Origin of the sequence: Paenibacillus sp. Soil750 (assembly GCF_001428045.1) — a bacterium.
Classification (GTDB): domain Bacteria; phylum Bacillota; class Bacilli; order Paenibacillales; family NBRC-103111; genus Paenibacillus_E; species Paenibacillus_E allorhizoplanae.
In genome coordinates this window covers 266,330-290,098 of the sequence record NZ_LMSD01000034.1, presented here as the reverse complement: position 1 = coordinate 290,098, position 23,769 = coordinate 266,330, and the positions used below count along the sequence as shown (strand labels likewise).

Here is a 23,769-nt window from a genome sequence, read left to right as displayed (position 1 = left end):
CTCCTAGAACAATGCATTTTCTTTATCGATTTTACGGACCACATAATTTGTGGTTAGCACAAGCACAAATCCTACGGATGCTTGATATAAACCAGCTGCCGAAGACATCCCGATGTCTCCCAGTGTGAGAAGCGCGCGATACACGTACGTATCAATGACCTGTGTGGCCGAGTATAGAGCCCCCGAATCAAGAGGTACCTGATAGAATAAACCAAAATCCGCATTGAAAATTTTACCGACCTGCAATAGCATCAAGATAATAAGCACAGGACGTATGAGCGGAATCGTGATACGTGTAATCTGCTGCCATTTGCTTGCACCATCGATGTGCGCTGCTTCGTAATACTCGTTATCGATACCGATGATCGCCGCCAAGTATACGATGCTGTAATAACCAACAGACTTCCATATATTCACAAGTGGGAGAATATACGGCCAGTACTTAACCTCGCTGTACCACGATACCGCAGGGAAACCGAGCGGCTCCAGCAGTGTTTTATTAATAAAACCATACTCACTGTTTAGTAAAGAATATCCGAGATAGCTAACGACGATCATGGACAAGAAGTATGGCAGAAACATGACGCTTTGATAAAATCTTACTGCGAGCCGCACTCTCATCTCATTCAACGCAATGGCAAACCCAACTGGAATGACGAGATGGAGTAAGATAAACAACGCATTATACAGCACTGTGTTTCGTGTAATGATCCAAACTTCCTTCGTACTGAACAGAAACTTAAAATTATCGAATCCAACCCAGTCGCTGCCGAGAATCCCCTTGGAGTAGTCGATGTGTTTAAAAGCAATTACGACACCGAACATGGGAATGTAGTTGTTTAAGATTAGATACAGTACGCCAGGCAGAAGTAACATAAGCAGCGCCTTATCTTTCCTCACATTTCGCAAGAATCGTACGAACATGTTTTGTGACTTTAAATTGATGTTATTGCTTTTCATGCGATGTCACACCTTTCACTTAATTCCTATACGCCTAGTATACTGTCGTTTTCTGTCTCTCTCTATCGGGTAGCGTGACTCTTATCTCGATTTTATGACTGCTTTAAACCAAACACATCTCACGAAAACAAAAAAGTCTGGCATCGTGCCAAACTTTTCATGAGATCTTCCCTTATTTCAATTCTAGATTTTGGAATCGTTTACGGAATTCCACGGGTGAGATGCCTACCTTCTTCTTAAAAGCTTGACCGAAATGCGAGTAATTCTCGTAGCCAATCTCCTCACAGATATCAACAATTTTCAGACTCGATTCCGTCAGCAGAATTTTGGCCCGATCCATCTTCGCATTAATGATGAAGTCAATCAGGGACTGACCTGTTTCCCGTTTGAATATGCGTGACAGATAAGCGGAATTTAAGTAAATGTAACCGGCAGCCTTTTCCCGTGTAACGTCTTTCAAGTTGGCTTTGATGAACTGCTTTGTCTTCTCAATAATTTGAGAGCTTTCATTTTTTTGGGATTCGAGATAACGCGATCCGGTATCGATGATTTTCTCCGCCCATGTTTTCAATTGGGAAATCGAACGAATGGCATGTAATTCCCCACTGCGTTCGCGAAGTCCTGACCACTCTTTCACCGAAAAGCCGTTCTTATGCGCAACGTGATAGATCATATACACGAGGGCATGATACAGTGCGCTTGCCGACTCCGTATCCGCACCGCCTTCTTGCATCCCGGCAAATAATTGATCTAACCGCTTTAAGAGCTCTGTTTTATTGCCTGTTTCAAAAAGGATGACCCAATCCGACCATGGGATGACGAACGGATGCTTGCTAGCATGATTAGACCGCTCCGATTGATTTAGCTGCTGAACAGACAGGGGATTGGACAAATTCTCCTGCTCCATTTCGATTAAACGATGGTACACCTCGGTAAGCTCTGGGAACGGAACCAAGTGCCCGATATAACAGGAAACCGTGCAGTAAAAGTACCGACTGCAAGCATCGGCGAATGTGCGGCATGCCACTGATAATTGCTCCACATTGGACGACCGTTCGGATGATTCATACACAAGCGCAAAGAGAATCCCATTCTCATCTTTAATAATGTCTCCTGCAAAGCCGCCTAGAAGCAGCTCAGACGCTGCGTTGCGAATCGCATACTCCAATGTGTCCTCATCGCGTAAACTGAATTCCTTATGCCATTGTTCGATACTGATGAGAATTGGCAAGATTTGAGAATCTGTTCTTAAAGGCAAATTGACCGCTTGCAGATTGCTCGCCTCAGGAATAATTCGACCTGATAATAGGTTCTGCCAATAGCGCTCAACGACAACGGATTTCTGGCGTTCCCACAAAATGCGGTATTTCTTGCTCGTTTCCACCATTTGAGATGCATTTTTGTTTTCATTGATTTTGTCAATCGCCTTGCTCACGGTGGAGACGAGCTCTTCCGTTTTGACAGGCTTAAGCAAATATTCGAAGCTGCCTAATTGCACGGCTTTTTTGGCATAGGAGAATTCTGCATGTCCAGTTAAAAAAATCGTTTCCACTTCGGGATAGTGATCATTCACCCAGGCAATAAGCTCTAGTCCGCTCATGCCAGGCATTTCTATATCGCAAATAATTAGATCTATGGAATGCGCTTTCAATATTTCCATCGCTTCTTTACCGCCCATGACCTGAAACACTTCTTCAAAGCCAAGTGCCGCAAAATCGACAGACCTCATCATGGCACGCAGCACGTACACTTCATCATCGACGATCATCAACTTTGCCATTCTCTTCATCCTCCATTTCGTGAAAAGCGCCAATCGCCGGAATTATCAGACGTACAACGGCACCATTCGGTTCAGCTTGCAAAAAGGAAACTTCTGCTTGATCCCCAAAAGCCATCCGCATTCTTCGGTATACATTCCAGATGCCCATGTGCGTGCCTGTGCCGTCTCCAAACATCTTGTCATTAAATGTTGAGAGGATCGACGGGCTAAAACCTACGCCATTATCGCGAATAAGAATTTCGATACAGTTCGGAACTTCTTGACAGGTATCGGCAGAAATCTCGATGTGAAAAGTTTTACTCCCCTCTTCCATCCCGTGAATCACTGCATTTTCCACAAATGGCTGAATCATCAGTGGAAGTATCGATGTGCGAGTGAGAGGCTCTGATAGCTCAATCTGGTATGTAATTTTATCTGGAAAACGAAGCATTTGAATTTCCAAATAGTTGCGTATGTGCCGCACTTCTTCGTCCAACGTAATCGTATCCCTGTGCGATCTCGTAATAAATCGGAAATAATCGGCAAGATGCTCCGTCATCTTCTTAATCAGATCATTTTCCCCAAGCGTAGAAAGACTATTAATAATATTCAGGGAGTTTAGATAAAAGTGAGGGTTAATCTGTGCTTGTAAATGCTTAAATTCCGATTGCTGTGCTTTCAACATCTCTTCGTAAACGTTAATTTTCAAGTGGCTAATCTGAGAAATCATATGATTAAAGGTTGTAATCAGGAAATTCAGTTCTTCTGTCTCTGCTTCCTTTACACCGATTTCTAGATCCCCCTTCACAACACGCCGCATCCCCATAATCAATGAATTCATGGGACCGAACAGCATTTTACGCAAATAATGGGAGTAAAAGAAAAAGATAATGATGACACCAAGCGGAATGAGATAGATGACTCGTTGAAAGAAAGGCAGCCGCTGCAGCAGCGATTTTTCAGGGATCATAGCCGCCAGGCTAAGAGGCGCCTGTTGAAAAGCCGTACTGACAAGCAGGTAATCCTTCTGGTCAACTGGATTTTCAAAAACTTGAAAGGCTTGCGGATTAGCTACTAACTTACGGTTAACCGCTGTCATCGTTTCTTGCGACATCACCGATTTAGTTAACGTTTGCCCCGCCGTATCCAGCAGTATCGCCTCCCAGCGTTCGCCATAGTCTAATCCGCGAAGAGGTCTAATCAAATCCTCTAATAAGATAACAGCGCCTATATAGACACCGCTATTTGCTTGCGCCAAACGGACCAGATAGTTTCTTCCCCCTTGCTCAAGTACCATCCAGTTTCCGAATGTTTGTCCATCCTCCTGCTTTCGCAAGTACGCGCCCAACATCTCTCTTAGATTGTTCGTATCCGTGTAGGAGGAACGAGAGAATATAAAATCTTCTTTGTCGACGGAATAAGCGAAGAAGGAATAGAAATTTTCGAAAGCGCTGCTGCCGGCCGTTATTTCGTTATGAATTTTGATCTTGGCCAACGTATATTTCCCGTTCGTTTCTGGATATGAGGCCATATCGAGATAGGCAGATTGGAATTCAGGTGAAACAATCTGGCGCAATAAGTAGTGCGTGATTTCCTCTAGCGTGCGATCAATTTGTGTAATATGTATCGCGAGTACATTGCTGGTAGATTGCGACACTTCCTCTCGAACAATTCGGATGGCATAGTAGTTTTCATAATACAGAAACAGAATCAAAGGTGTAATAATCATTAAGAAGCTGCGGATTAAACCGATACGAAGAGTTGGTTTTTTCATTTCATTTCCACCCGCCCTGAACATCAGGATATAAAAATAAGGCACCCCGTCATGAGTACCCTACTTTCTTCGATATGATCATAACACGCACTTTGGGTTCATCGTCAAGTACTAATCCGCTAATAAAACTTATGTGAGCCCATCTAAATGCGCAATACAATTGTATTGTATGTATTCCCAACGGTTCTCGTTGTGGCGGATAGTCGTTACAGAAGTGTTGTGGATATGTTCCGCGATGTCTTCATGTGGAATCAAATCCATAAGAGTCAGACTAAGTAGAGCTCCATGACTGACGATTAACACCTTCTGATTCGGATGTCTCTCGATCACGTCTTGGATGAAACTCACACCGCGTGCAGCGATTTGTTGGTGTGTTTCAACCCCTAAATCCAACTGGTCCCAATCTTCCCCCCATTTGGCCACTCGCTCTTCAACGGTTGTTCCTTCGATCTGACCGCAAAACATTTCTCGCAATCGCTGATCAGTTTTCACTTCCATTTGCTTCACATTCCCAATGAAAGTTGCTGTTTCAAGAGCACGCCCCAAATCGCTAGCATAGATGAAATCCCAATCTTCATCCTTCATTCGCTGGGATAATAATTCTGCTTGCTTTCTCCCAAATTCATTGAGTGGTACATCTGTTTGACCTTGTATACGCCGTTCCGTATTCCAATCCGTTAATCCGTGTCGGATGAGTCCAATCACCGTCATTCACTTTCAACCTCCAAATATTATATCTAGTATTGTACCTAATGAGCCCGCTTTCTTATTTTGTAACACATTCGGATCATACATTTCTACGTATCCACAATGTAAACATGAGACAGCTAAGAAATGATGATGCTGAATATCGAACATTTTACTTAAGCCTGTCCCTGTCATCGCTATTTCTTTAATATGACACTCCTTATGTTGACATTTGCAGCACTTGTATTGGTTAGAGATTCGCTCCTCCAGACTCAGCTCGTCGATCTCTTCATATTCGGTTAGCTCTTTCACATCACTTTCTTCGCCATCTGGATTCAAATGGTACGTGAGCACCTCTTGCTTGCATGCAGGACAAACATCCTCAACCAACTGTACTTGTTCATGACACCAAGGACATTCTATCATGGAAATTCTCCTTTCTGGAACATCTTCTACTATTCCATGCACAGCAGCAAATCCCTGCCTATTTTCCCTCGTGTTCCAGCAACTACATTCCCGTTTCCCAGTTGTTTCCCATTCTATGCCGAAACGACAAAAAATAGCTGGTAGTTTCCCAGCTATTTCTCAATTCACCCTATAGAAATTGTTCCACACCTGTCTCGGCAGATCTGTATACAGCTTCAAGCGCGGCTATGACACCTCGCGCATATTCGGGTGGACAACTCGTTTCACTTTTCTCCTCAATCGCGCTCAATAGATCCTTATACTGCAGCTCGAATGGCGTATCCATCGATGGCACATCGACCTGTTCATAAGCGCCGCCACGACTGATCCATAAACTTACGCCTGTAACCAGCTTCAGCATCCCTAATGTACCAATGATCTCTGTTTCGTTCCGGGTAGCCCCTGGATAACCGGACTGTGCAATTGACGCAGGCAGACCTGAAGCTAGCTCCATATAGATGATGCCGCTTCCCTCTACATTTCCTCGTTTGCCATGATGACTCACTGCAGCGCTCACTTTACGGACAGAACTGTCCATCAACCATTGAATCTTATCGATAGAGTGCGTACCTAGATTGGCAAGTATTCCGCCACCTGATTTATCTTTTTCTAGAAACCACTGCGGCCTTGTGTCTTGGAAGTAATTCAAATGCCTGACATCGTTGATCATGACAATCTCACCTATTTCGCCACTTTCAATGATCCGCTTTGCATGAATATTCTCTGCCATATAATGCTGGGTATGCCCAATTAAGATACGAATATCCGCTTTGCTCGCTGCTTCCATAATGTCATCACATTCAGCAACGTTCAAGGCCATTGGCTTCTCCAGCATCAAATGACACCCATGCTCAGCAGCGAAAATAGCTGTTTCTCTATGTAGAAAATGTGGTAATGCAATGACCACAACATCCGGTCGTTCTTGCCGAATCAGCTCTTGATAATCACTATAGGCCGTAATCCCATAGGTTTCAGCAATAGCTTGGGCTCTCTCCAGTTGAATATCTGCAACAGCACAAGCTACAAACCCATCCGTACGACGAATCGCATCAAAATGTTGACCAGCAATAGCCCCCGCTCCCAGAACAGCTACCTTTAATTCTGCTTTTTCCATCGTTGTAATCCTCTCCTTGGGCTCCTACGCATTCACACCTATAAGTTCACTGTAAGTCCTGTTTCTCGACTCTCATTAGCTGCTTCCATAAAACGAATGATTTGTAATGTCTCTTCCCCATCGATATCCGGAGTTGCACTCACAAACATCGTCATAATTTTCTCCAAGAGACTCGCATAATAAGGCTTCGGATGTTTGTTTACATCGACAAATTGCGTATGTGATTCTCGATGTAGAAGAGCACCAAATTGCCCGTTGCCTTTTCGATTGCCGCGAATGGTACCAATAACGCCATTGTCCCATACGCCAGTTATCAGATCATGATCTTCAGTTGTAGCGGCAGTCACGTGGAGACAGCCCTTGCCAAGTACTCTAAAAAGCATTTCAACCGTATGTACACCGTACCAAAACAGCCCAGGCTGTGTTGGTTGTAACGCCATAGGGCCGTAGCAGTCCATCCCGATAACGTTACCACTAGTATCTGATGCTTCTAGTGCTATCGTCAATTCCTCTGCGTATCTTAACGAGGAGCAACTCATAATAGGAATGTTATTCTCTTGCGCGATCGTGAAAATTTCACTAGCTTCGACAGACGAAACGGTCATTGGTTTATCAATAAAAATAGGCCGACGATAGGACGCTACACGGCGGAACTGTTCCAAATGAATACGACCATCCACCGATGTGATTAGAATGCCATCGCAATTCGCTGCTACTTCTTCAGCTGAGTCAACGATTTCCACTCCTCGTTCGCGAAGTTGAGCAGTAAACCCTTCAATCCGGGAATAACTCATCTCAAAATCCGGAGAACCACCAGGATAAGCAATGGTGACCTTACCGCCAGCAACATGAAAAGGATGATCCTTATCGTTTAACAATTGTGTAAATGTAGGTGCATGCGAGGAATCAATGCCAATGATACCAATTCGAAATGTAGACTGATTCATAAATGGAACAACCTCCAAGACAGTTTAAATGAATTTGTACTTTAATTTGTGATCCGCTTTACCCAAGATCCCTTCACTCTCATCATAATGAACTTCCACATAAGAGACAAGTCTTTTAATAGTCTATAAAGGTGTCTCACGTAAAGCTTTAGCATGAAATAAAATAAGCCTCCCATTAGGGAAGCTATACCTCATATTCCATTGAAGATCACTCACAGCATTAACCAATAAACTGTGTAAGTACATAATTAAAGCGATCTCTTTCCTCCCAGAATCCGCCATGCCCGCTGTAATGAAACGGGATAAGCTGCGAATTTGGAATTCGTTTATTCATCTCGACCGCTTGTTGGTAGGGAATCACTTTGTCATGTATACCGTGAACAATTAAGGTAGGCGCTTCAATTCGACTTAGATCAGATGCCACGTTCTCATCTCTCAGCAATCGAATGACTGCCGCTGTGGACCAGCTGGCTGCTTGTAGGCCCATTTGAAAAAACCAATCCGAGAATCGCTCCGTAATATACTGAAAAAAGAACGAATCCGTTACATTTTGCAGCATTTTGGGACGATCGTTGGCATTCTCATGCAAAAACTTTGCTGCGGTTTCGTTCGTAAAACCCGTTGGTGCCGCCGCATCAATCAGAACAAGCTTCGCAACACCATGGCCGTGATATCTGGCCATATATCGGATCGCGATCGCGCCGCCTGTTGAATGTCCTGCAAGTGTAATACCTTCCAGCTTTAACGACTGAATCACAGCATGCAAGTCATCTGCAAGGCGATCGTACGTATAGCCATCCATCGGTTTATCCGATTGTCCGAATCCACGCCAATCCATACCAATACAGCGATACCCCAATCCTGGGAGTACATTAAACTGATATTCAAATTGTGTATGTGACAAAGGCCACCCATGAATAAACAGGATGGTCTTCGTCCCTTTTGGATTCACATCTTCGATAAATAATTTCACACCATTTTCTACTTGAACATAGTATCCCACGTTTGACGCCTCCGTTATGGAAATCACTTCTGTCCAATACGATATTCAACTAGGCAAATATCGGTGTCAATGGGTTTAGACGTGCATGGCATTATTCCACTTTTTGATGATTCGTATAGACACCAATGACAGACAACAAAGCAGCAACACCATTGGCAATGGCATTTGCTGTCTCATCTGTAATGATATTCATACCAAATGCATCCAAAATCAATTTGGCCGCACCTAATAAACCTAATGCTAACGTGTAATAGTTGATTGTTTTCATATCTCTCACCACCCGTCTATTAGAGGATGCTATATCCTATGTGAGAGAGTACGAGCTTGCACAGTTCGAATACAGGGGGTTAAAAGTACAAAAAAATGCCACCACCCATATCGGGTAGCAGCATTTCAAACTATTATTTCAGTCCGCTAGCTTCGGCTTTCACGGTATACTTCGAAGATACATAAGTCTCTGCCTTTGCTTCCGTCATAACTTGTGCATACATCATGTCAGGTTGTGGCTCTATCAATGAATACTTCACGATCGCTTGGCCACCCGACTCAAACTGGATGCTATCGATGCTAATGCCATAGCCAGGATTCGGCTTGATACCTCTGGAAAGTGTCACTTTGTTCACATCATCGTTCACTTTTTCAACCGATACTGTGACTTCTTCTACTTGTGGTGGTTTTTGCACATGCGCCTCTAGCACACGAATGGCATTGTACAGCCATGTCGCGGCTTCTCCTCTGGTCAGCTCACTTTTGGGATTGAATTTGCCATTCCCATCCAGAGCCGTAATTTTGTAAAGCAATAATCTTTGAATGGTGCCTTGATAATCCACGTTAAGCTGATCTTCATCTTTGATTGGGATATACATTTTCACCAGTGGAAATTGACCCTTGGTTTCAAGTGCTTTAACCAATAGATTCCCGAATTGTTCGCGTGTGATCGTGGCATTCGGATTCACATCCTTTGGTATGTCCAGGTTGTGGTAATGCGCAATAATGAACGCATCCGCATACCAAGCATCATTCGGGATATTCGAATAACTATCAGATGCTAAGGGTTGCTTAATGAATCGCAAATGGTCCAAGTTAAGGTCCAGACCTTTGACGATCATTTGGACGCTTTGTGCATAGCTGATTTTACCCCTCGGCACAAAATGCTCGTTATCAAAACCACTCACAATACCTCGATCTTTCAGCGCTAGAACTGCAGTTGCTTGTCCCTCTTCTAAGTCTGAGAACGCGTATGCGGAACCAAATGTCAAACTACTGCCCAACAGAAGGGTTAAACTTAATGCTGCTATTTTTTTCATGCTAGTGCTCCTCTCATTTTCGGTTGGTATTTAGCACCTTATAGGTTATGGATACTTTCCTAACGTCAGGAGCACATAGATTGTTGCAGCTTATGTCATTTTGTTAACGCAATGAAATTAATAACTCCTGTAAGGCAATTGCTTCTTCATGCTCTGGGGATTGCGAAAGCGTACGATCTACATACCGCTTAGCCGCATCATCTTGTCCCAACTCGTAGTAACACACCGCCATCTCATAGAGGACAGTCGCATCATTCGCAAGCTTTGGCTGTGTACGTTCGAAGTATGGAATTGCGTCCTGATACATGTCCATTTGATACAAGAGAATCCCACAAGCGAGGGCAACATCCGTGTTACCATCCATTGGATAATAATGTGCCCACATGTGGCCAATTCCTTGCTGAAGCGAGATCCATTCATGGTCTTTACCATCTGGAATCAGGTCAATCAGACGCTTCGTAGAGGGCAGTAGAAACTGAGTATCGTAGCCGCTCAAGCGCCACAAGGCCAAGAGCTGAGGCATCGTCTTCTGCTCCAATTGAGAGTCGAAGGCTTCCTTTAGATTGAAAAAATCATCAGGACCAAATCGCTCCACAAACCTATCATACGCTAATCTTGTTAGACCATACTCGTTAGGTTCAGAAAGATTGAGCATACAACCGATGTTTAAGTAGGTATAGGGATGCTTCGTGAATAGTGCTTGGGCTCCCTGCGCTTCGCACACATAGCTAATCGCATGATAATTAGCCGTTAATGAGATACTTCCATGATGTATGAGTTTCGGAGGTTCGTTAAATTCCCAGCTTTCTAAGCGATGATCTCCTTTATCAGCAGTGAGCAGTAGGAAACCTTCCTGAGATAAGTCTTTCAATCGATGTAAACATGCCAAGCTTACTTCAGGCAAAAGAATGTGTGAATCAGAAATATGCTGACGATACACATCTAATAGCTCACGATAAGGGTAGGACTTGTCATCATACATGTGTTCCCGTTGATAATGATAGCTCCCTACGACCTCTTTCAACTGCTGGGAAATGCTCAGCTCATCTGCACCTTCTGGAAATTGCAATGAAATCCGGCAATCATACACCTGTTTGTCTTCGACATAAATTAATTCCTGTGGCAAGCTGTCAAAAAAGTAATTCGCCAAAATGACTAATGGCTGCGCCAGATCACCCGATCTAATGTGTTCACCGGCATGCTGTAAATAAATTTCTTTATCCTGTACCGCGTCGAATTTCGCAAAGTCCAACACGCCTTGCTCCACAAATGGTGTTAAGCAAGTATGCTGCCGCCAGAACGCTATATTTTTCTCAGCCAAATCGCTCATCACATATTGAAACGGGGGCAGTGGTATTCTAGCCATTTGCGTAAGCTTCGTTAACTCTTGCAGCACATAGAAAGCAAATTGTCCTGAACCCGCTCCAAGTTCGAGGATCGTTACATTCGCTGTCAGCTGTCCCATTCTAGCTCGATCCTGCAAGAAACCAAATAACATTTCCGCATAAGAAATGGCCATTACCCGATTGCTGGTTATGTATTGCGGCACATCTCCGCTCTGCCAAGCCGTAATCCCCTGTTCCTCATAATAGGCCCGTTGCAGCTCCCAAATAGGTGCTTCACTGAATCGGTACATTTTATGCTCCATTTGCTTCATTCTGAGATCCAATTCCCTTCTACTTCAATTTCCAATCGCACAAATGTCATCTGGGCATATAGTAATATATCACTACGCGAGAGGAAGACCACAATGACTTATTTGAACGAGAATTATCAGAATCCTGGCCCCTCATGGCCATTCCCTTATCCAACCAATCCCATGCCTACGAACTGGCCTTATATGCCAACCCCTTGGAGCCAAGAGGAAGATTCCTCTTATCGTGCCAAAGAGCAGCCACTTACGTTCGTCCTTGTCCATGGTTCATGGGCAGATGCCAGTTTCTGGGCAGGCGTTGCTGCTGAGCTAAGCAAAAAAGGCCATACCGTTTTCGTTCCTGAATTTCCAGGACACGGTGCTGACCCCAATAAAAATGTGACCCATGGGATGATAAGCAAATCTGTTGCGGATTTCATCATTTCGCATAAGCTGCATAACGTCGTCCTTGTTGGCCATAGTTTTGGAGGATCAGTGATCCAAAAAGTAGCTGAGCTAGTACCCGATCGCTTGAAGCGACTCGTTTTTCTCAACGCTTTTGTCCTCAAAGATGGCGAAATGCTTGCTGATGAGTTGCCACCTCAAGTCGTTGAACAATTTAAGCAGCTAGCCGCAAGCTCCAAAAACAATACGATTACACTGCCTTTTGATTTTTTTAGAGAAGCCTTCACCAATCTGGCCAGTCTTAGCCAAGCGCAACAGATCTACAAAAAAGCTTTCCCCGAACCGGTAGGTCCGTTATTTGAGAAATTAGACCTGAAGAAATTTTATAGCCTTCCAATTCCAAAAAGCTACGTACACCTCATGGAAGATAATGTGATCCCATTTGGCGACCCCAACTATGGATGGCATCCTCACATGTCAAGCAGGCTCGGCCTTTTCCGATTCATACAACTCCATGGTGATCACATGACGACTGCGCATTATGAACCCAAGCTAGTAGCTAGCAAGCTATATGAAGCGGCTCGAGACTAACTCGAACGTATTAGGATGAACAAGCAGGTGCGCCAGCTTTGGGATTAGCTTTTAACCAATTCAATATATCGTCTAGCGTTCGCACGGGTACGATACGAAGATCTCCAGCACCTTTTCTCGCATCTGCTTCATTAGATACAGGAACGAAAAACACATCCGCATTCGTACGGCTCACGGTATAGGCTTTCTGAATAAGCCCGCCAACAGGCCCAACGGAGCCATCCGGTTCAATCGTCCCAGTCCCTGCGACATGATGACCATATGTCACACCGCAAGGTGTTAGCTGATCAATTAACGTTAAAGCCAGCATCGCCCCATGGGAGGGTCCACCTTCGTGCAACAAATAGCTATGATAAGTCACAAGATCAGGGATATCATAGCGGAGTTCATTTGCAATCATAATTCCGATGGATGCACGAGCGGGATCATCTGTACTTGCACGCGTAGCTACCGTCAACTCGACTTTCGCTTTATTCCGTAACACAGTCAATCGAATCGATTCGCCTGGTTTAATCAGCTTCATTCGCTCACTAAGCTCCTGAGTCATGGTAATTGGCTGACCATTCAGTGCTATTATGACATCGCTTGGCTGCAGCACCTCAGATGCTTTCGTATTTTGCAAAACGGCCGTAATCCGAACGCCTTCAGATAGAATGCCTTTGCCAATCCCCACTTTCTGGAAAGCAATTGCACTCCCCGCGGCATTCGCATCTTCCTTCATCGTACGAACTTCCTGATTATATTCGCCGAGCGACATTCCTAACGTTTCAATCTTTTCAAAGGTGTAATCTTTAAAAAGCTTCGCATACAACCAGTCCATTGGAAATGCTGGACGTTCGAAAATAAGAACACCCGAAATATCGCCATGCTTGGAGCCGCCTTCGGCTTGCGCATATCGGTTCATATTGAGTGTAATACCTGGATATGTCACCAAATATTGAGTTGGCCATAGCATTACAAGCAAGAGGCCAAGTGTCACACCAAAAACGATTATACTCTGGTGTGGCACCTTGCGTTTCTTCCTTTCGTGCAGGACGATATCCGTTGCGATAAGTAACAAACTAAGAATCATTGCGGAAGCAGAGAACTCCAGCTTTTTGGGTATGGAAACCACAATAACCACACTTAGTAAACATACGAAGGCAATTAAGCCACGAAATACTTTCATCCTCCGTGTTTGCGACTGTGAAAGATGCAAGAGTGCAGCACCCATCCAGATCAAAGGTACAATGGCAATCGCATAAATCAGACCATCAATAAGATCTATCCAATAAAAGCGAGTTCCCCATCTTAATGGATCTGGCAGCCAGACCAGCTCTCCAATCATAATTAACAGGAGGATCATACCAATTCCCCATACATATAGCTTGTGCCAAAGTGCCATCGCACACATCCTTTTTGCGAAAAACTAACGCTACAACGGGTTACTTAACTGCTCCACAACTTCATCATACGAGAGTTTTCCACCGAAAATATCAAGGGCACTGCCTACCGTAATATCCAATTTCCCTTGGGAAAGCTGTCTAAATAACGCCAAATCCTCAAATGATCTAGCACCGCCTGCATACGTAGTTGGAATTGTAACCCACGCCGCCAAAGAACTTACCAAACTTTGTTGGATACCACTCTGCTTCCCTTCCACATCAACCGCATGAATTAGAAATTCATCGCAATATTGCTCAAAGAACCGTATCGTCTCTTGATTCAATTCCACATCACTTAACTGTTTCCATTGATTGGTTGCCACATACCATTTGCCATCTTTTTCTTTACAGCTAAGATCAAAAACTAATTTCTCTTTACCAATCGCTTCAACAATTCGCGTAAGATTATCCTTATTCAGCTGACCATCGCGGAAAATATATGACGTTACAATGACATGTGATGCCCCTTGCTCTAGGTAAAAGCTAGCATTCTCCGCATGTATGCCGCCGCCGATTTGCAGACCCCCAGGATACGCACCAAGCGCTTTTATCGCCTCTTCCTTGTTCCCTTCGCCAAGCATAATGACATGCCCGCCGGTTAAACGATCTCTTTTGAACATATTCGCATAATAGGTGGAGTCATACGAAGACACGAAATTCTCAACAACAGCTTGCCCTTCGCTACCCAAGGTTTCACCGACAATTTGTTTCACTTTTCCGTTATGTAGATCGATACATGGTCTAAATTTCATGACGTTATGTTTCCCCTTTGACATTCGTAGTACTTGAACGATTTCCCAACAGTATACCACAAAAAAAGCCCTCCAAGGAGGGCTCTCATGTACTGTTACTTCTTATCAAAGCCTTCTTCTTCCAAATACTCTTGTACTTCTTCATACGTTTCAAAGGCACAATCGAGGTTTTCTCCTGCGTAGATATACCATAAATCTTCCACAAAAGTTACACTCAGCGTGTTGCCATCTTCATCCACCCAAATCTCTTCTTGAGGGGCTTGGACTTCTTCGACCTTCGAATTCTTAGGACTACCGCCGCGAGTTAAAGACTGAATCGACTTCGCAATGATCTCACGAAGCTCGTCTTCACTATAGTCCCGAATGTTAATTAAACCTTTGGCATCCACCGTACAACCTGGGATGTATTCGGCATACACGAATCCATTTCCATTCGGGTGAAGATGATAAAGAACTGTCGTCTTCTCATAGTCACTTTCAAGATAATGAAAATTAATTCGTCCCAGTGAAACATCCTTACGCGCAAGTTCCGGGAAGGATGTTGCTATTGCTAACTTTTCGTCTAAACTAAGCATACAAGCCCCCGTAACTTAATCAATCACTTGAATTTTAAACACGTTCTCAAGCTTACCGTCCGCTCTCTTCTTCAGAGGCACTTTAATATCTCTCCCGAGCTCTTTGAAAAATGTCTCAACATCACATTGTACATTCGAAAGAACAACTTTAAATGAACCATCTTGGACGATATTCTGATTTGCTTCAGCAGGCACCGTAATATCAACTGCGTACTTCTTCGTTAACGTGTTAATATAACGACTAAAAATTTCAATGAGCTCCTCATTATTGAAATTTTCGATTACCACTTTGCCCTTGTTTGTAAAATTTAAATGAACGTTCACCTTTAAATGTCCCCTTTTCCTGTACACCCTGTATTTGCTTGTGGGTAAAAGCCTACATCGAACAAATAATGCTTCACTTCTATTTTACTTGTTTATAGGGGTATGAAGCAACACATAAGCCAAATTCATTTTCTGTACACAAAAAGAAGCAGGTATTTCCCTGCCTCTACGGGTATTGCTTCTATACTAATTATGCCACATTTACCTAATTTCTACGCATAAATGGCACTAAGCTTTTTCTGGAATTCGCCTTATTCGAGTCTGAAGGCGATTAATCGAGATGATTCGAAATTCACCAAACGTTTGGATCCGTTCACGAACAGCTTCGGGAAAGGTTGGATGATTCACTTCCAAACGATCGTCAAGCTCGTTATACCATGGTAATAAATTCATTTTAATGACGAGAACACGCTCACTCACATCCTCACTCCACCTTTTCCACGCAGGTTTACTCTATGATTTGCGTCTAATTGAACTCATTTGCTCAATAAATATTTGGCATAAAGCATCGGTGTTTCATAAGTACGATAAAAAGTCTTGTTTAAATTCAAATGTTTATATTGATATCGCTGATCTCGGCCATTCACTTCGATTAACCATATCGCACCTTGATGATCAATCCCCATATCCATTCCCACATCCGAGATCGATGGAATTTGCAAACTCAAGCTTTCTGCGATTTGAAGCGCTACTTCTTCTACCTGTTTTCTTTTTACCACAGGGTCAAAGCCATTGTTTAGGAACAACTTTTCACAACGAACAGCCTCTCCGCCCTTTGCCAAATTCGTGACATGGCGGCCATCAGCAGCAACCTTTCCGGCAATCCCCGTAACTCCCCATTGTCCTTTATCACCACGTTGTACCGATACCCTTAAGTCATAAGGGCGTCCTTCATACATCGAAAGTGGAATCGTTTCTTGAATCAAATAGCGTTGGTCATTGACTTTCCTATCTATAAAATCAATCGTTTGCTGTTCGACAAGCTGCCTCGGTAATTGATTACTCCACCAGACTTGCCATACCCCATCTGACATCGCATTAACCTTAATTATCCCTTTCCCCACTGAACTATTGGTAGGCTTTACAAAAAAAGAGTCCTCTCGTTTCATCGCCTTTATCAGATTTTCACGTGAATACTTCATGGCATGAGGAAGAAATGCAGAGCTATTCGCACTCGCACGCAACAATCGATGAATATGAAGCTTATCATGTCTATTTTGACCATTAAAAACTTGGCTTATCTTGGCTATCGCTTGTAATTTCTTTTGCGACATTGGAGAAAGCGTCATCGCTCGATTGTGAATCACCTTAGGGATCGGCAAACGTTTTAATGTATAATTCTTATTCTCAAAACTCAAGCCTAGCGCTGACTTTGTATTTACATGCTTTAAGCACATGTAGAAAGGCGTCATTCCAAGTTCAACTGCCGCTTGATTATAGTAGTCGATATGCTCATATCCAGTTTGATTCCGAAGGATGCCGAGATAGGTTTTACGATCTAGGAGTATGCCGATCACATTACTCACAATTACACCTCTCCTGCTTGGGTTCATCCTACTATAGTATGCACAATTGGCATAAATGGTCCAAATTCAACGAAGGAAATCGAGACACCGGGTTTATAACGCTCGGAGTTTGACTCATTGGAAATGAAGTGCTACAATTCAAGCAAATTTGGATTCATATTGTCTGGAGGGGATGTATGTGAACCCTTTAACACGCAGATGCTGTTGGACAATCATGGTCTGGCTGATTCTTGGACTTTTCGTCTTCCCATTAACACCCCCAATATCCAATCATGCTGCAGCCGATACCGATGTTCTCATTTCAGCCAATACCACTCAGGTCTTGACTAGTCAACAGCAACCGCCTTCTAAGGAATTCATTCATGTCTACGAAAATAAAATTCACTTGCATGACCAGTTTCACAAGCACTATGAAATGACCGTTTTTGTTGTATTCATCGTTTTTTTGACAAATTTAATTTGGAAAAAACTGAAAGTTATCCTACTTGCTTTCCTTAAATTCACCTCACGTTATGCGGGCCTCATTCCTTCTTACTCATAAGAAACGAAATTGAATGATTGAGGAAAAGGGGAAACTTTCATGGCTAATTCACAAGCTCAAGCTCAAGCACATGCACATGCACAACATCAAAAATTGACACGATTGAAATTTGCACGCAGAATCTTTTTTATGATCATTGGTGCCGCGCTCGTATCCATTGGATTAGAAATTTTCTTAGTTCCAAATCATATTATTGATGGTGGTATCGTAGGGATTTCCATCATTGCATCACATTTATCTGGCTTCCCACTCGGTATATTTCTAGTTCTGCTCAACCTACCTTTCGTCTTACTCGGATATAAGCAAATTGGCAAAACCTTTGCTATATCAACAACCTTCTCGGTTATTGTCATGTCGATTGGCACATCTTTACTTCACCCTGTTAAAGCCATCACCATGGATCCTTTGCTAGCTGCTGTATTCGGCGGGATTATCCTTGGGATTGGCGTCGGGCTCGTTATTCGATCAGGAGGATCGCTAGACGGTACGGAAATTGTAGCTATTTTATTTAGCAAAAAGAGTGCCTTCTCGGTAGGCGAAATTGTCATGTTCTTCAATTTGTTCATTCTTGCCAGCGCAGGCTTTGTCTTCGGTTGGGATCGTGCGATGTATTCTCTGATTGCCTATTTTATTGCTTATAAAATGATTGATATCACGATTGAAGGTCTTGATCAATCCAAATCGGTTTGGATTATCAGCGATGAATATGTGAAAATTGGTGATTCAATTACAAATCGACTAGGTCGGGGAGTCACGTACCTCAAAGGCGAAGGCGCTTTTACCGGTGATGATAAAAAGGTCATCTTCAGCGTCATTACTCGACTCGAAGAAGCGAAGCTCAAATCCATTGTCGACGACTTGGATCCCAAAGCCTTCTTGGCCATCGGGAATATCCATGATGTTAAGGGTGGACGCTTTAAGAAGAAAGATATTCATTAAACGGAGATTCTCTGCTAGTCGTGCCTAGCGTTGGCGAAAACATCTAATCAGAGCGTAAACCTTTGAGCGCCACCTCTAGATGCCAGTCATTGTGAATAACTGGATTTCATACAGCTAATTTCACGCATATCTTGCGAAAACAACAATTAACTGGATTTCATGTAGCAAATTAACCTCGATTTCTTCAAAAACGTCGGAATTGGCATAATTAGCTGTAGGAAATCCATCTAACGTGTTTTTTCGGCTGGATGGAGTGAAATTAGCTGTATTTTTTCCATATAATTTGGTCGGCGGCACTTGAAATAGCTACTGACCGGGCGGCAGCATCTGAATTGTTATCTACTTTGACTGACCTGCTATTCCTTCTACTTTAACTAACCTGCTTCACACAGAAAAGCCAACAATCCCACACCGAGTGTGAATTGTTGGCTTTTTATTATGCTTCGCAGTTACGTTAGCTCCAATACGAGCGCAGATCGACCTTCTGGCCCAGCTTCGCGCTGTCCAGCGCGCCCAATACCATCGCCATGCTCTTGATATTGTCGCGGCAGTCGGTCTCCGCGCGGCGGCCTTCGGCCAGCGCCGCGAACATCTCGTCCAAGCAGCCGGCATGGCCGCTGCGGCCAGACCAGTTCACGTGCGCGTCCACGCGCGTGAACTCGCGAAGGAACTTGCCGTCCTGATTGCCGGCAGCGACAATCTCCGCGTACGGCGCACCCGCTCCGTCCCACAGAGCAGTGCCCTGCTCGCCCGTTACGCGCCAAGCCGCCTCCCAGGAGGTCGGCGCACCTTCCGCGCACCAGGAGCCGCGGTAGCAGAACACAGAGCCGTCTGACATCTCGTAGATGCAGATCGCGGAGGCATTCCCGGCATACCAGGAGCCGGGTGGGTTAAATTCTTGGCAGTACACCGAAACGGGGTCTGCCCCTATAATAAAACGAGCTTGATCGAACGTATGGATCGCCATATCTAGAATGAGCGGACTTTCCATTGCATCGCGAAAGCCTCCAAAATGCGGCCCCAGAAAGAAGTCCGCACCGACATAACCTACACGTCCAATCGTACCGGTTTGGATTAACTGACGAAAGGCGCGAATATTCGCGTCATACCGACGATTTTGCATGACAGCTAGTGATTTCCCTGCTTCATCTGCCCTCTGAATAAGCTCCCTAGCCTCGTCCATCGTAGCAGCCATCGGCTTCTCACCGAACACATCGCAGCCATGACGAAGCGCAGTCGTTCCGACTTGGAAGTGACTCGCCGGTATGGTAATATCCAGCACTAGATTAGCCGCATTGTCACGAATGGCTGCTTCAACATCCGTATACACACCACAAGTTAGCCCATGACGCTCCGCCATCGCTAGCGCGAACTCCGTTTTAATATCAACAAGCGCCACAATTTCGCATTCATGTCTTTGTTTCATATTTTCAACCCATACATTGGCCATACCGCCACACCCAACAACAACCACGCGATAACTACTCATCGATAAATGACCTCCAACAGCCTTTACTAGCGTGTCTCCACACCGTTTATATCTGCTATTCTACCTCTTATATCGTGTCAGCGCTCTATCCAATCTTGTCACAAAACAATACAATTCTGCACTCTGTAAGCGCATACGAACAAGCAGTTAACAAAAGATCCGAAATAAATCAAAAATAAAATGCATAGCCTCTTCCTCATCTTTTCCTCTCGTGAGCAAACGCAGTGTCGTGCCTGCCTTGATGGGGACTAGCAGCATACCTAATACACTTTTCACATCAACTTTATGGTGCTTATCATCAAACTGAAAGTCGAGCGTGACATCTGAAATAAAATGAGATGATTTCACAGAAATACCAGATAAATCGCTTCGCTCTAAATCCTTTGTAATCTTAAATTCATGTACGCGCATGCCGCTCGACTTCCTTCCCAGGACATTTGGAGGTTTGTGATTTCTCATTATGTGTGGTATTATACAAAGATATTTGTGAAAAGTGAAGTGTTGAATATGACTAATTTTGATAGTTTACTAGATTCTCATGATAAAAACTCCTATCGAAGTCCTTCGAGGATGATCGACCGCGTTTTAAATGTAGTTTTTATCGCCAATAAGAATTTGTTTTTTCATGTATTAGAAACTTATAAATTCTTATGTGGAAAAAATAACAGCCCAATCCCCCGACCTTAGGTCGAGGGATTTTTTTTCCTTCGGGAAACACTTCTGCAGGAGGTCATCATTCATGCACGTCAACAACAAGTCATCGGTTTGGGCCATTTGGCTCTCCCTCATCAGTAACATTTTATTAACGATTATCAAAATTATTATCGGTCTCATATTTAACAGTGAAGTCCTCATGGCAGACGGCGTTCATAACGCAGGGGACATTATTGCAACCATTGCCGCACTAAGTGCCATGCGGATTTCCAAGCTCCCTGCAGATGAAGATCACCCATATGGCCACGGTAAAGCCGAAGTACTGGGATCAGGCTTTGTTGCTTTCATCCTTGTAACAGCTGCACTTTATATCGGATACCACGCAGTTGCGGCTTTATTCCATGAACCAAGCGCACCAAGTCTAATCGCCTTAATCGCTTCAGCAGTTTCCGTGGTATGGAAATATCTTCTTTATGTATACACCATGCGAATCGGACGTAGTACGAACAGCAAAGGCTTAATTGCGACAGCTCATGATCATATAGCCGATGTGTATGCCTCACTTGCAGCTGTTGTAGGTATTGGCTTAGCTTTCATTGGTAAAGCTTATGACATTTACTGGTTAGCCTATGGCGATGCAGCGGCCGGAGTTATTGTATCTCTCCTAGTTTTGAAACTAGGCATCGAAATGGCCAAAGAATCCTTTGATATTCTCATGGAAAAAACCGTCGATCAACACATGCTTTCGCAATATACTGCGTTGATCGAAGCGGTTCCTGGCGTGAAACGTATTGATCGTGTACGTGCGAGAGAGCACGGACATTATATTCTGGTAGATGCTCGAATATCAGTACATGGTGAACTGACCATCCAACAAGGGCATGACATTTCACGTGCCATCAAGAAATCCATTATGGATCAGCATAGTGACGTAGATGAAGTTCTGATCCATTTGAATCCTTGGTACGAAAACTAATCTCGTTACTGCTTCGCCGCAATTTCTGACTTGATTTGCTCCATAATCTCCGGCAGTGATCTTATTCCAAGATCACCCTCTCCTCTTTTTCGGATGGAGACACCGCCGGAGATTTGTTCTTTTTCACCAAGGATGAGCATGTACATGACTTTGTCAAGCTGGGCTTCGCGAATTTTATAGCCTAATTTCTCCGCCCGCGCATCCAATTCCACACGTATTCCTGCCTCTTCAAGCGATTTCTTCACTTGGAAAGCATAATCCACATAGTGATCAGAAACTGGCAGTAGTTTCACTTGAACAGGTGCCAGCCACAACGGGAACGCTCCCGCATAATGCTCAGTTAAAATTCCGATAAAGCGATCAATCGAACCATACACTGCCCGATGAATCACAACTGGCCGATGCTTGAGACTATCATCTCCAATATAAGATAAGTCGAATTTTTCAGGCATTTGGAAATCCAATTGGATCGTTCCACACTGCCAACTCCGCTTTAAGGCATCGAGGATGTGAAAATCAATTTTTGGCCCATAGAAAGCGCCATCCCCCTCATTAATACGGTACGCGATCCCTCTTTTATCCAGGACATTCTGTAACGATCGCTCCGCTTGATCCCAGAGCTCACTTGAACCCATATAATCATCTGGTCTTGTCGAAAGCTCAATCCGATATTCAAAACCAAATACGTGATAGACATGCGAGATCAGCTCAATAACGCGCCCGATTTCATCCTCAATTTGTTCTGGCAGAACGAAGAGATGGGCATCATCCTGACAAAAAGTCCGCACACGCATCATCCCATTCAACGCTCCCGAAAACTCATGACGATGCACCTGACCAAATTCTGCAAGGCGAATCGGTAATTCCCTGTAGGAGTGTAAACTATTTTTATAAATCAACATGTGACCTGGGCAATTCATCGGTTTAAGGGCAAACTTTGTTTCGTCTACATGCGTAAAGTACATATTGTCTTTATAATGATCCCAATGCCCCGATTCTTCCCAAATGCGATTATTCATCATCAGAGGTGTACGCACTTCATCATATTCTCTAACGCGCTGCAGCTCGCGAGCGAAATTCTCAAGTTCATTCCGCAAGATCATCCCCTTCGGCAAATAAAAAGGCATGCCCGGCGCTTCTTCCGAAAACATAAAAAGTTCAAGCTCTTTCCCAAGCTTACGATGGTCACGTTTCTTCGCTTCTTCGAGCCTATGCAGATGGTCATCTAACTGCGCTTTCTTCAGAAAGGCAGTGCCATAGATCCGCTGCAGCATGGGATTCTTCGCGTCTCCTCGCCAATACGCCCCTGCGACATGGAGCAGTTTAAAAGCTTTAATTCTTCCAGTTGAAGGGAGATGCGGTCCTCGACAAAGATCGAAGAATTCCCCTTGCTCATAGATCGAAATCAACACGTCTGCTGGCAGATCTCGGATAAGTTCAAGCTTATAAGATTCATCCAACTTCGCAAAAATGTCCAAGGCTTCCTCTCGGCTGACGACTCGTCGAACAATCGGAATGTTCTCTTGAATGATTAGACTCATTACGTCTTCTATTGCTCTTAGATCTTCAGTTGATAATGGTTTCTCAATCTCGATATCATAATAAAAACCATCTTCAATGACAGGTCCAATACCAAGTTTAATGTCCTGTGCCCCATAGATCCGTTTAAGCGCTTGAGCTAATATATGCGCTGTGCTATGACGATAAACCTCTAACCCCTGTTCACTCTCCAAAGTGACGATTTCGATGTGGCCATCCGCTTCAATTTGTTGCTGTAAATCGACCAATTGGCCGTTCATTTTGCCCGCGATCGCTTGCTTCCTCAGCCCCACACTAATCGATTCCGCAACTTGTTCAATCGTCGTGCCTTGTACGTACCTCCTACTTGTTCCATCTGGCAAAATTACGTCAATATCCATGCCTT

At 43.9% G+C, this 23,769-nt stretch carries 24 protein-coding genes; 4 read left to right on the top strand and 20 right to left on the bottom strand.

From position 1 onward, the window contains the following. Positions 1–3: 3 nt before the first annotated feature. The 11 genes from ASL11_RS25930 to ASL11_RS25885 form a co-directional block, all read right to left on the bottom strand. The gene (locus ASL11_RS25930) at positions 4–960 is read right to left on the bottom strand and encodes an ABC transporter permease (protein WP_056621284.1); all 957 of its coding nucleotides are present in this window, start codon (positions 958–960) and stop codon (positions 4–6) included. A gap of 172 nt (positions 961–1,132) precedes the next feature. Next, complete coding sequence (locus tag ASL11_RS25925; protein ID WP_056621283.1) at positions 1,133–2,740, bottom strand: response regulator transcription factor; 1,608 nt, start codon at positions 2,738–2,740, stop codon at positions 1,133–1,135. Beyond that, complete coding sequence (locus ASL11_RS25920; protein ID WP_056621282.1) at positions 2,715–4,493, bottom strand: sensor histidine kinase; 1,779 nt, start codon at positions 4,491–4,493, stop codon at positions 2,715–2,717. Before ASL11_RS25920 ends, ASL11_RS25925 begins: the two co-directional genes overlap by 26 nt. 129 nt (positions 4,494–4,622) lie before the next feature. Beyond that, positions 4,623–5,204, bottom strand: a complete 582-nt coding sequence (locus ASL11_RS25915) for a histidine phosphatase family protein (RefSeq protein WP_056621281.1) — start codon at positions 5,202–5,204, stop codon at positions 4,623–4,625. A 6-nt stretch (positions 5,205–5,210) separates the two neighbouring features. Further along, on the bottom strand, positions 5,211–5,606 hold the full coding sequence (locus ASL11_RS38045; RefSeq protein WP_082595819.1) for a zinc ribbon domain-containing protein: 396 nt from the start codon (positions 5,604–5,606) through the stop codon (positions 5,211–5,213). 169 nt (positions 5,607–5,775) lie between these two features. Continuing rightward, positions 5,776–6,759 (bottom strand): Gfo/Idh/MocA family protein, encoded by a 984-nt coding sequence (locus ASL11_RS25905; RefSeq protein ID WP_056621279.1) that lies wholly within the window; start codon positions 6,757–6,759, stop codon positions 5,776–5,778. 38 nt (positions 6,760–6,797) lie between these two features. After that, positions 6,798–7,706, bottom strand: coding sequence for a Gfo/Idh/MocA family protein (locus ASL11_RS25900; RefSeq protein WP_056621277.1), 909 nt, complete (start codon positions 7,704–7,706; stop codon positions 6,798–6,800). Positions 7,707–7,926: 220 nt separating this feature from the next. Then, positions 7,927–8,709 (bottom strand): alpha/beta fold hydrolase, encoded by a 783-nt coding sequence (locus tag ASL11_RS25895; protein WP_056621276.1) that lies wholly within the window; start codon positions 8,707–8,709, stop codon positions 7,927–7,929. A 91-nt stretch (positions 8,710–8,800) separates the two neighbouring features. Further along, positions 8,801–8,977 carry a hypothetical protein gene (locus ASL11_RS37115; protein ID WP_164483576.1) on the bottom strand — a complete coding sequence of 59 codons (177 nt, stop codon included), beginning with the start codon at positions 8,975–8,977 and terminating at the stop codon, positions 8,801–8,803. A gap of 133 nt (positions 8,978–9,110) precedes the next feature. Further along, a complete protein-coding gene (locus tag ASL11_RS25890) occupies positions 9,111–10,016 on the bottom strand; it encodes an S-layer homology domain-containing protein (protein WP_056621274.1) in 906 nt (301 codons plus the stop codon). 103 nt (positions 10,017–10,119) lie between these two features. Continuing rightward, positions 10,120–11,673, bottom strand: coding sequence for a tetratricopeptide repeat protein (locus tag ASL11_RS25885; RefSeq protein WP_056621272.1), 1,554 nt, complete (start codon positions 11,671–11,673; stop codon positions 10,120–10,122). A gap of 93 nt (positions 11,674–11,766) precedes the next feature. Here ASL11_RS25885 and ASL11_RS25880 point away from each other — a divergent pair, with 93 nt between their 5' ends. Then, on the top strand, positions 11,767–12,645 hold the full coding sequence (locus ASL11_RS25880) for an alpha/beta fold hydrolase (protein WP_235550582.1): 879 nt from the start codon (positions 11,767–11,769) through the stop codon (positions 12,643–12,645). Positions 12,646–12,655: 10 nt separating this feature from the next. Here the strand turns inward: ASL11_RS25880 and ASL11_RS25875 are convergent, their stop codons facing one another. From ASL11_RS25875 to ASL11_RS25850, 6 genes are all read right to left on the bottom strand, one after another. Next, positions 12,656–14,029: a PDZ domain-containing protein gene (locus tag ASL11_RS25875; RefSeq protein WP_056621271.1), complete on the bottom strand. Its 1,374-nt coding sequence runs from the start codon at positions 14,027–14,029 to the stop codon at positions 12,656–12,658. A gap of 30 nt (positions 14,030–14,059) precedes the next feature. Further along, the gene (gene hisA, locus ASL11_RS25870) at positions 14,060–14,821 is read right to left on the bottom strand and encodes a phosphoribosylformimino-5-aminoimidazole carboxamide ribotide isomerase (protein WP_056621856.1); all 762 of its coding nucleotides are present in this window, start codon (positions 14,819–14,821) and stop codon (positions 14,060–14,062) included. A 95-nt stretch (positions 14,822–14,916) separates the two neighbouring features. Then, the gene (locus ASL11_RS25865; protein WP_056621266.1) at positions 14,917–15,396 is read right to left on the bottom strand and encodes a hypothetical protein; all 480 of its coding nucleotides are present in this window, start codon (positions 15,394–15,396) and stop codon (positions 14,917–14,919) included. A 15-nt stretch (positions 15,397–15,411) separates the two neighbouring features. Then, on the bottom strand, positions 15,412–15,720 hold the full coding sequence (locus tag ASL11_RS25860; protein WP_056621264.1) for a hypothetical protein: 309 nt from the start codon (positions 15,718–15,720) through the stop codon (positions 15,412–15,414). Between the two features lie 228 nt (positions 15,721–15,948). Continuing rightward, entirely contained in the window at positions 15,949–16,140 is a 192-nt protein-coding gene (locus ASL11_RS25855) for a hypothetical protein (protein WP_056621262.1), read from the bottom strand. 56 nt (positions 16,141–16,196) lie between these two features. Beyond that, complete coding sequence (locus ASL11_RS25850; protein ID WP_056621260.1) at positions 16,197–17,246, bottom strand: YheC/YheD family protein; 1,050 nt, start codon at positions 17,244–17,246, stop codon at positions 16,197–16,199. 178 nt (positions 17,247–17,424) lie between these two features. Between ASL11_RS25850 and ASL11_RS25845 the strand changes: the two genes are divergently transcribed. Next, positions 17,425–17,787, top strand: coding sequence for a hypothetical protein (locus ASL11_RS25845; protein ID WP_056621258.1), 363 nt, complete (start codon positions 17,425–17,427; stop codon positions 17,785–17,787). Between the two features lie 39 nt (positions 17,788–17,826). After that, positions 17,827–18,726, top strand: a complete 900-nt coding sequence (locus ASL11_RS25840) for a YitT family protein (RefSeq protein ID WP_056621256.1) — start codon at positions 17,827–17,829, stop codon at positions 18,724–18,726. A gap of 454 nt (positions 18,727–19,180) precedes the next feature. On the opposite strand, the gene ASL11_RS25835 is transcribed toward ASL11_RS25840, so the two are convergent. Next, entirely contained in the window at positions 19,181–20,215 is a 1,035-nt protein-coding gene (locus tag ASL11_RS25835) for a Gfo/Idh/MocA family protein (RefSeq protein ID WP_056621254.1), read from the bottom strand. A 147-nt stretch (positions 20,216–20,362) separates the two neighbouring features. After that, positions 20,363–20,626 carry an HPr family phosphocarrier protein gene (locus tag ASL11_RS25830; protein WP_056621252.1) on the bottom strand — a complete coding sequence of 88 codons (264 nt, stop codon included), beginning with the start codon at positions 20,624–20,626 and terminating at the stop codon, positions 20,363–20,365. Positions 20,627–20,954: 328 nt separating this feature from the next. Between ASL11_RS25830 and ASL11_RS25825 the strand changes: the two genes are divergently transcribed. Next, positions 20,955–21,845 (top strand): cation diffusion facilitator family transporter, encoded by an 891-nt coding sequence (locus tag ASL11_RS25825; RefSeq protein ID WP_056621250.1) that lies wholly within the window; start codon positions 20,955–20,957, stop codon positions 21,843–21,845. Between the two features lie 5 nt (positions 21,846–21,850). Here the strand turns inward: ASL11_RS25825 and thrS are convergent, their stop codons facing one another. Beyond that, a complete protein-coding gene (gene thrS / locus ASL11_RS25820) occupies positions 21,851–23,764 on the bottom strand; it encodes a threonine--tRNA ligase (protein ID WP_056621249.1) in 1,914 nt (637 codons plus the stop codon). Positions 23,765–23,769: the final 5 nt, after the last annotated feature.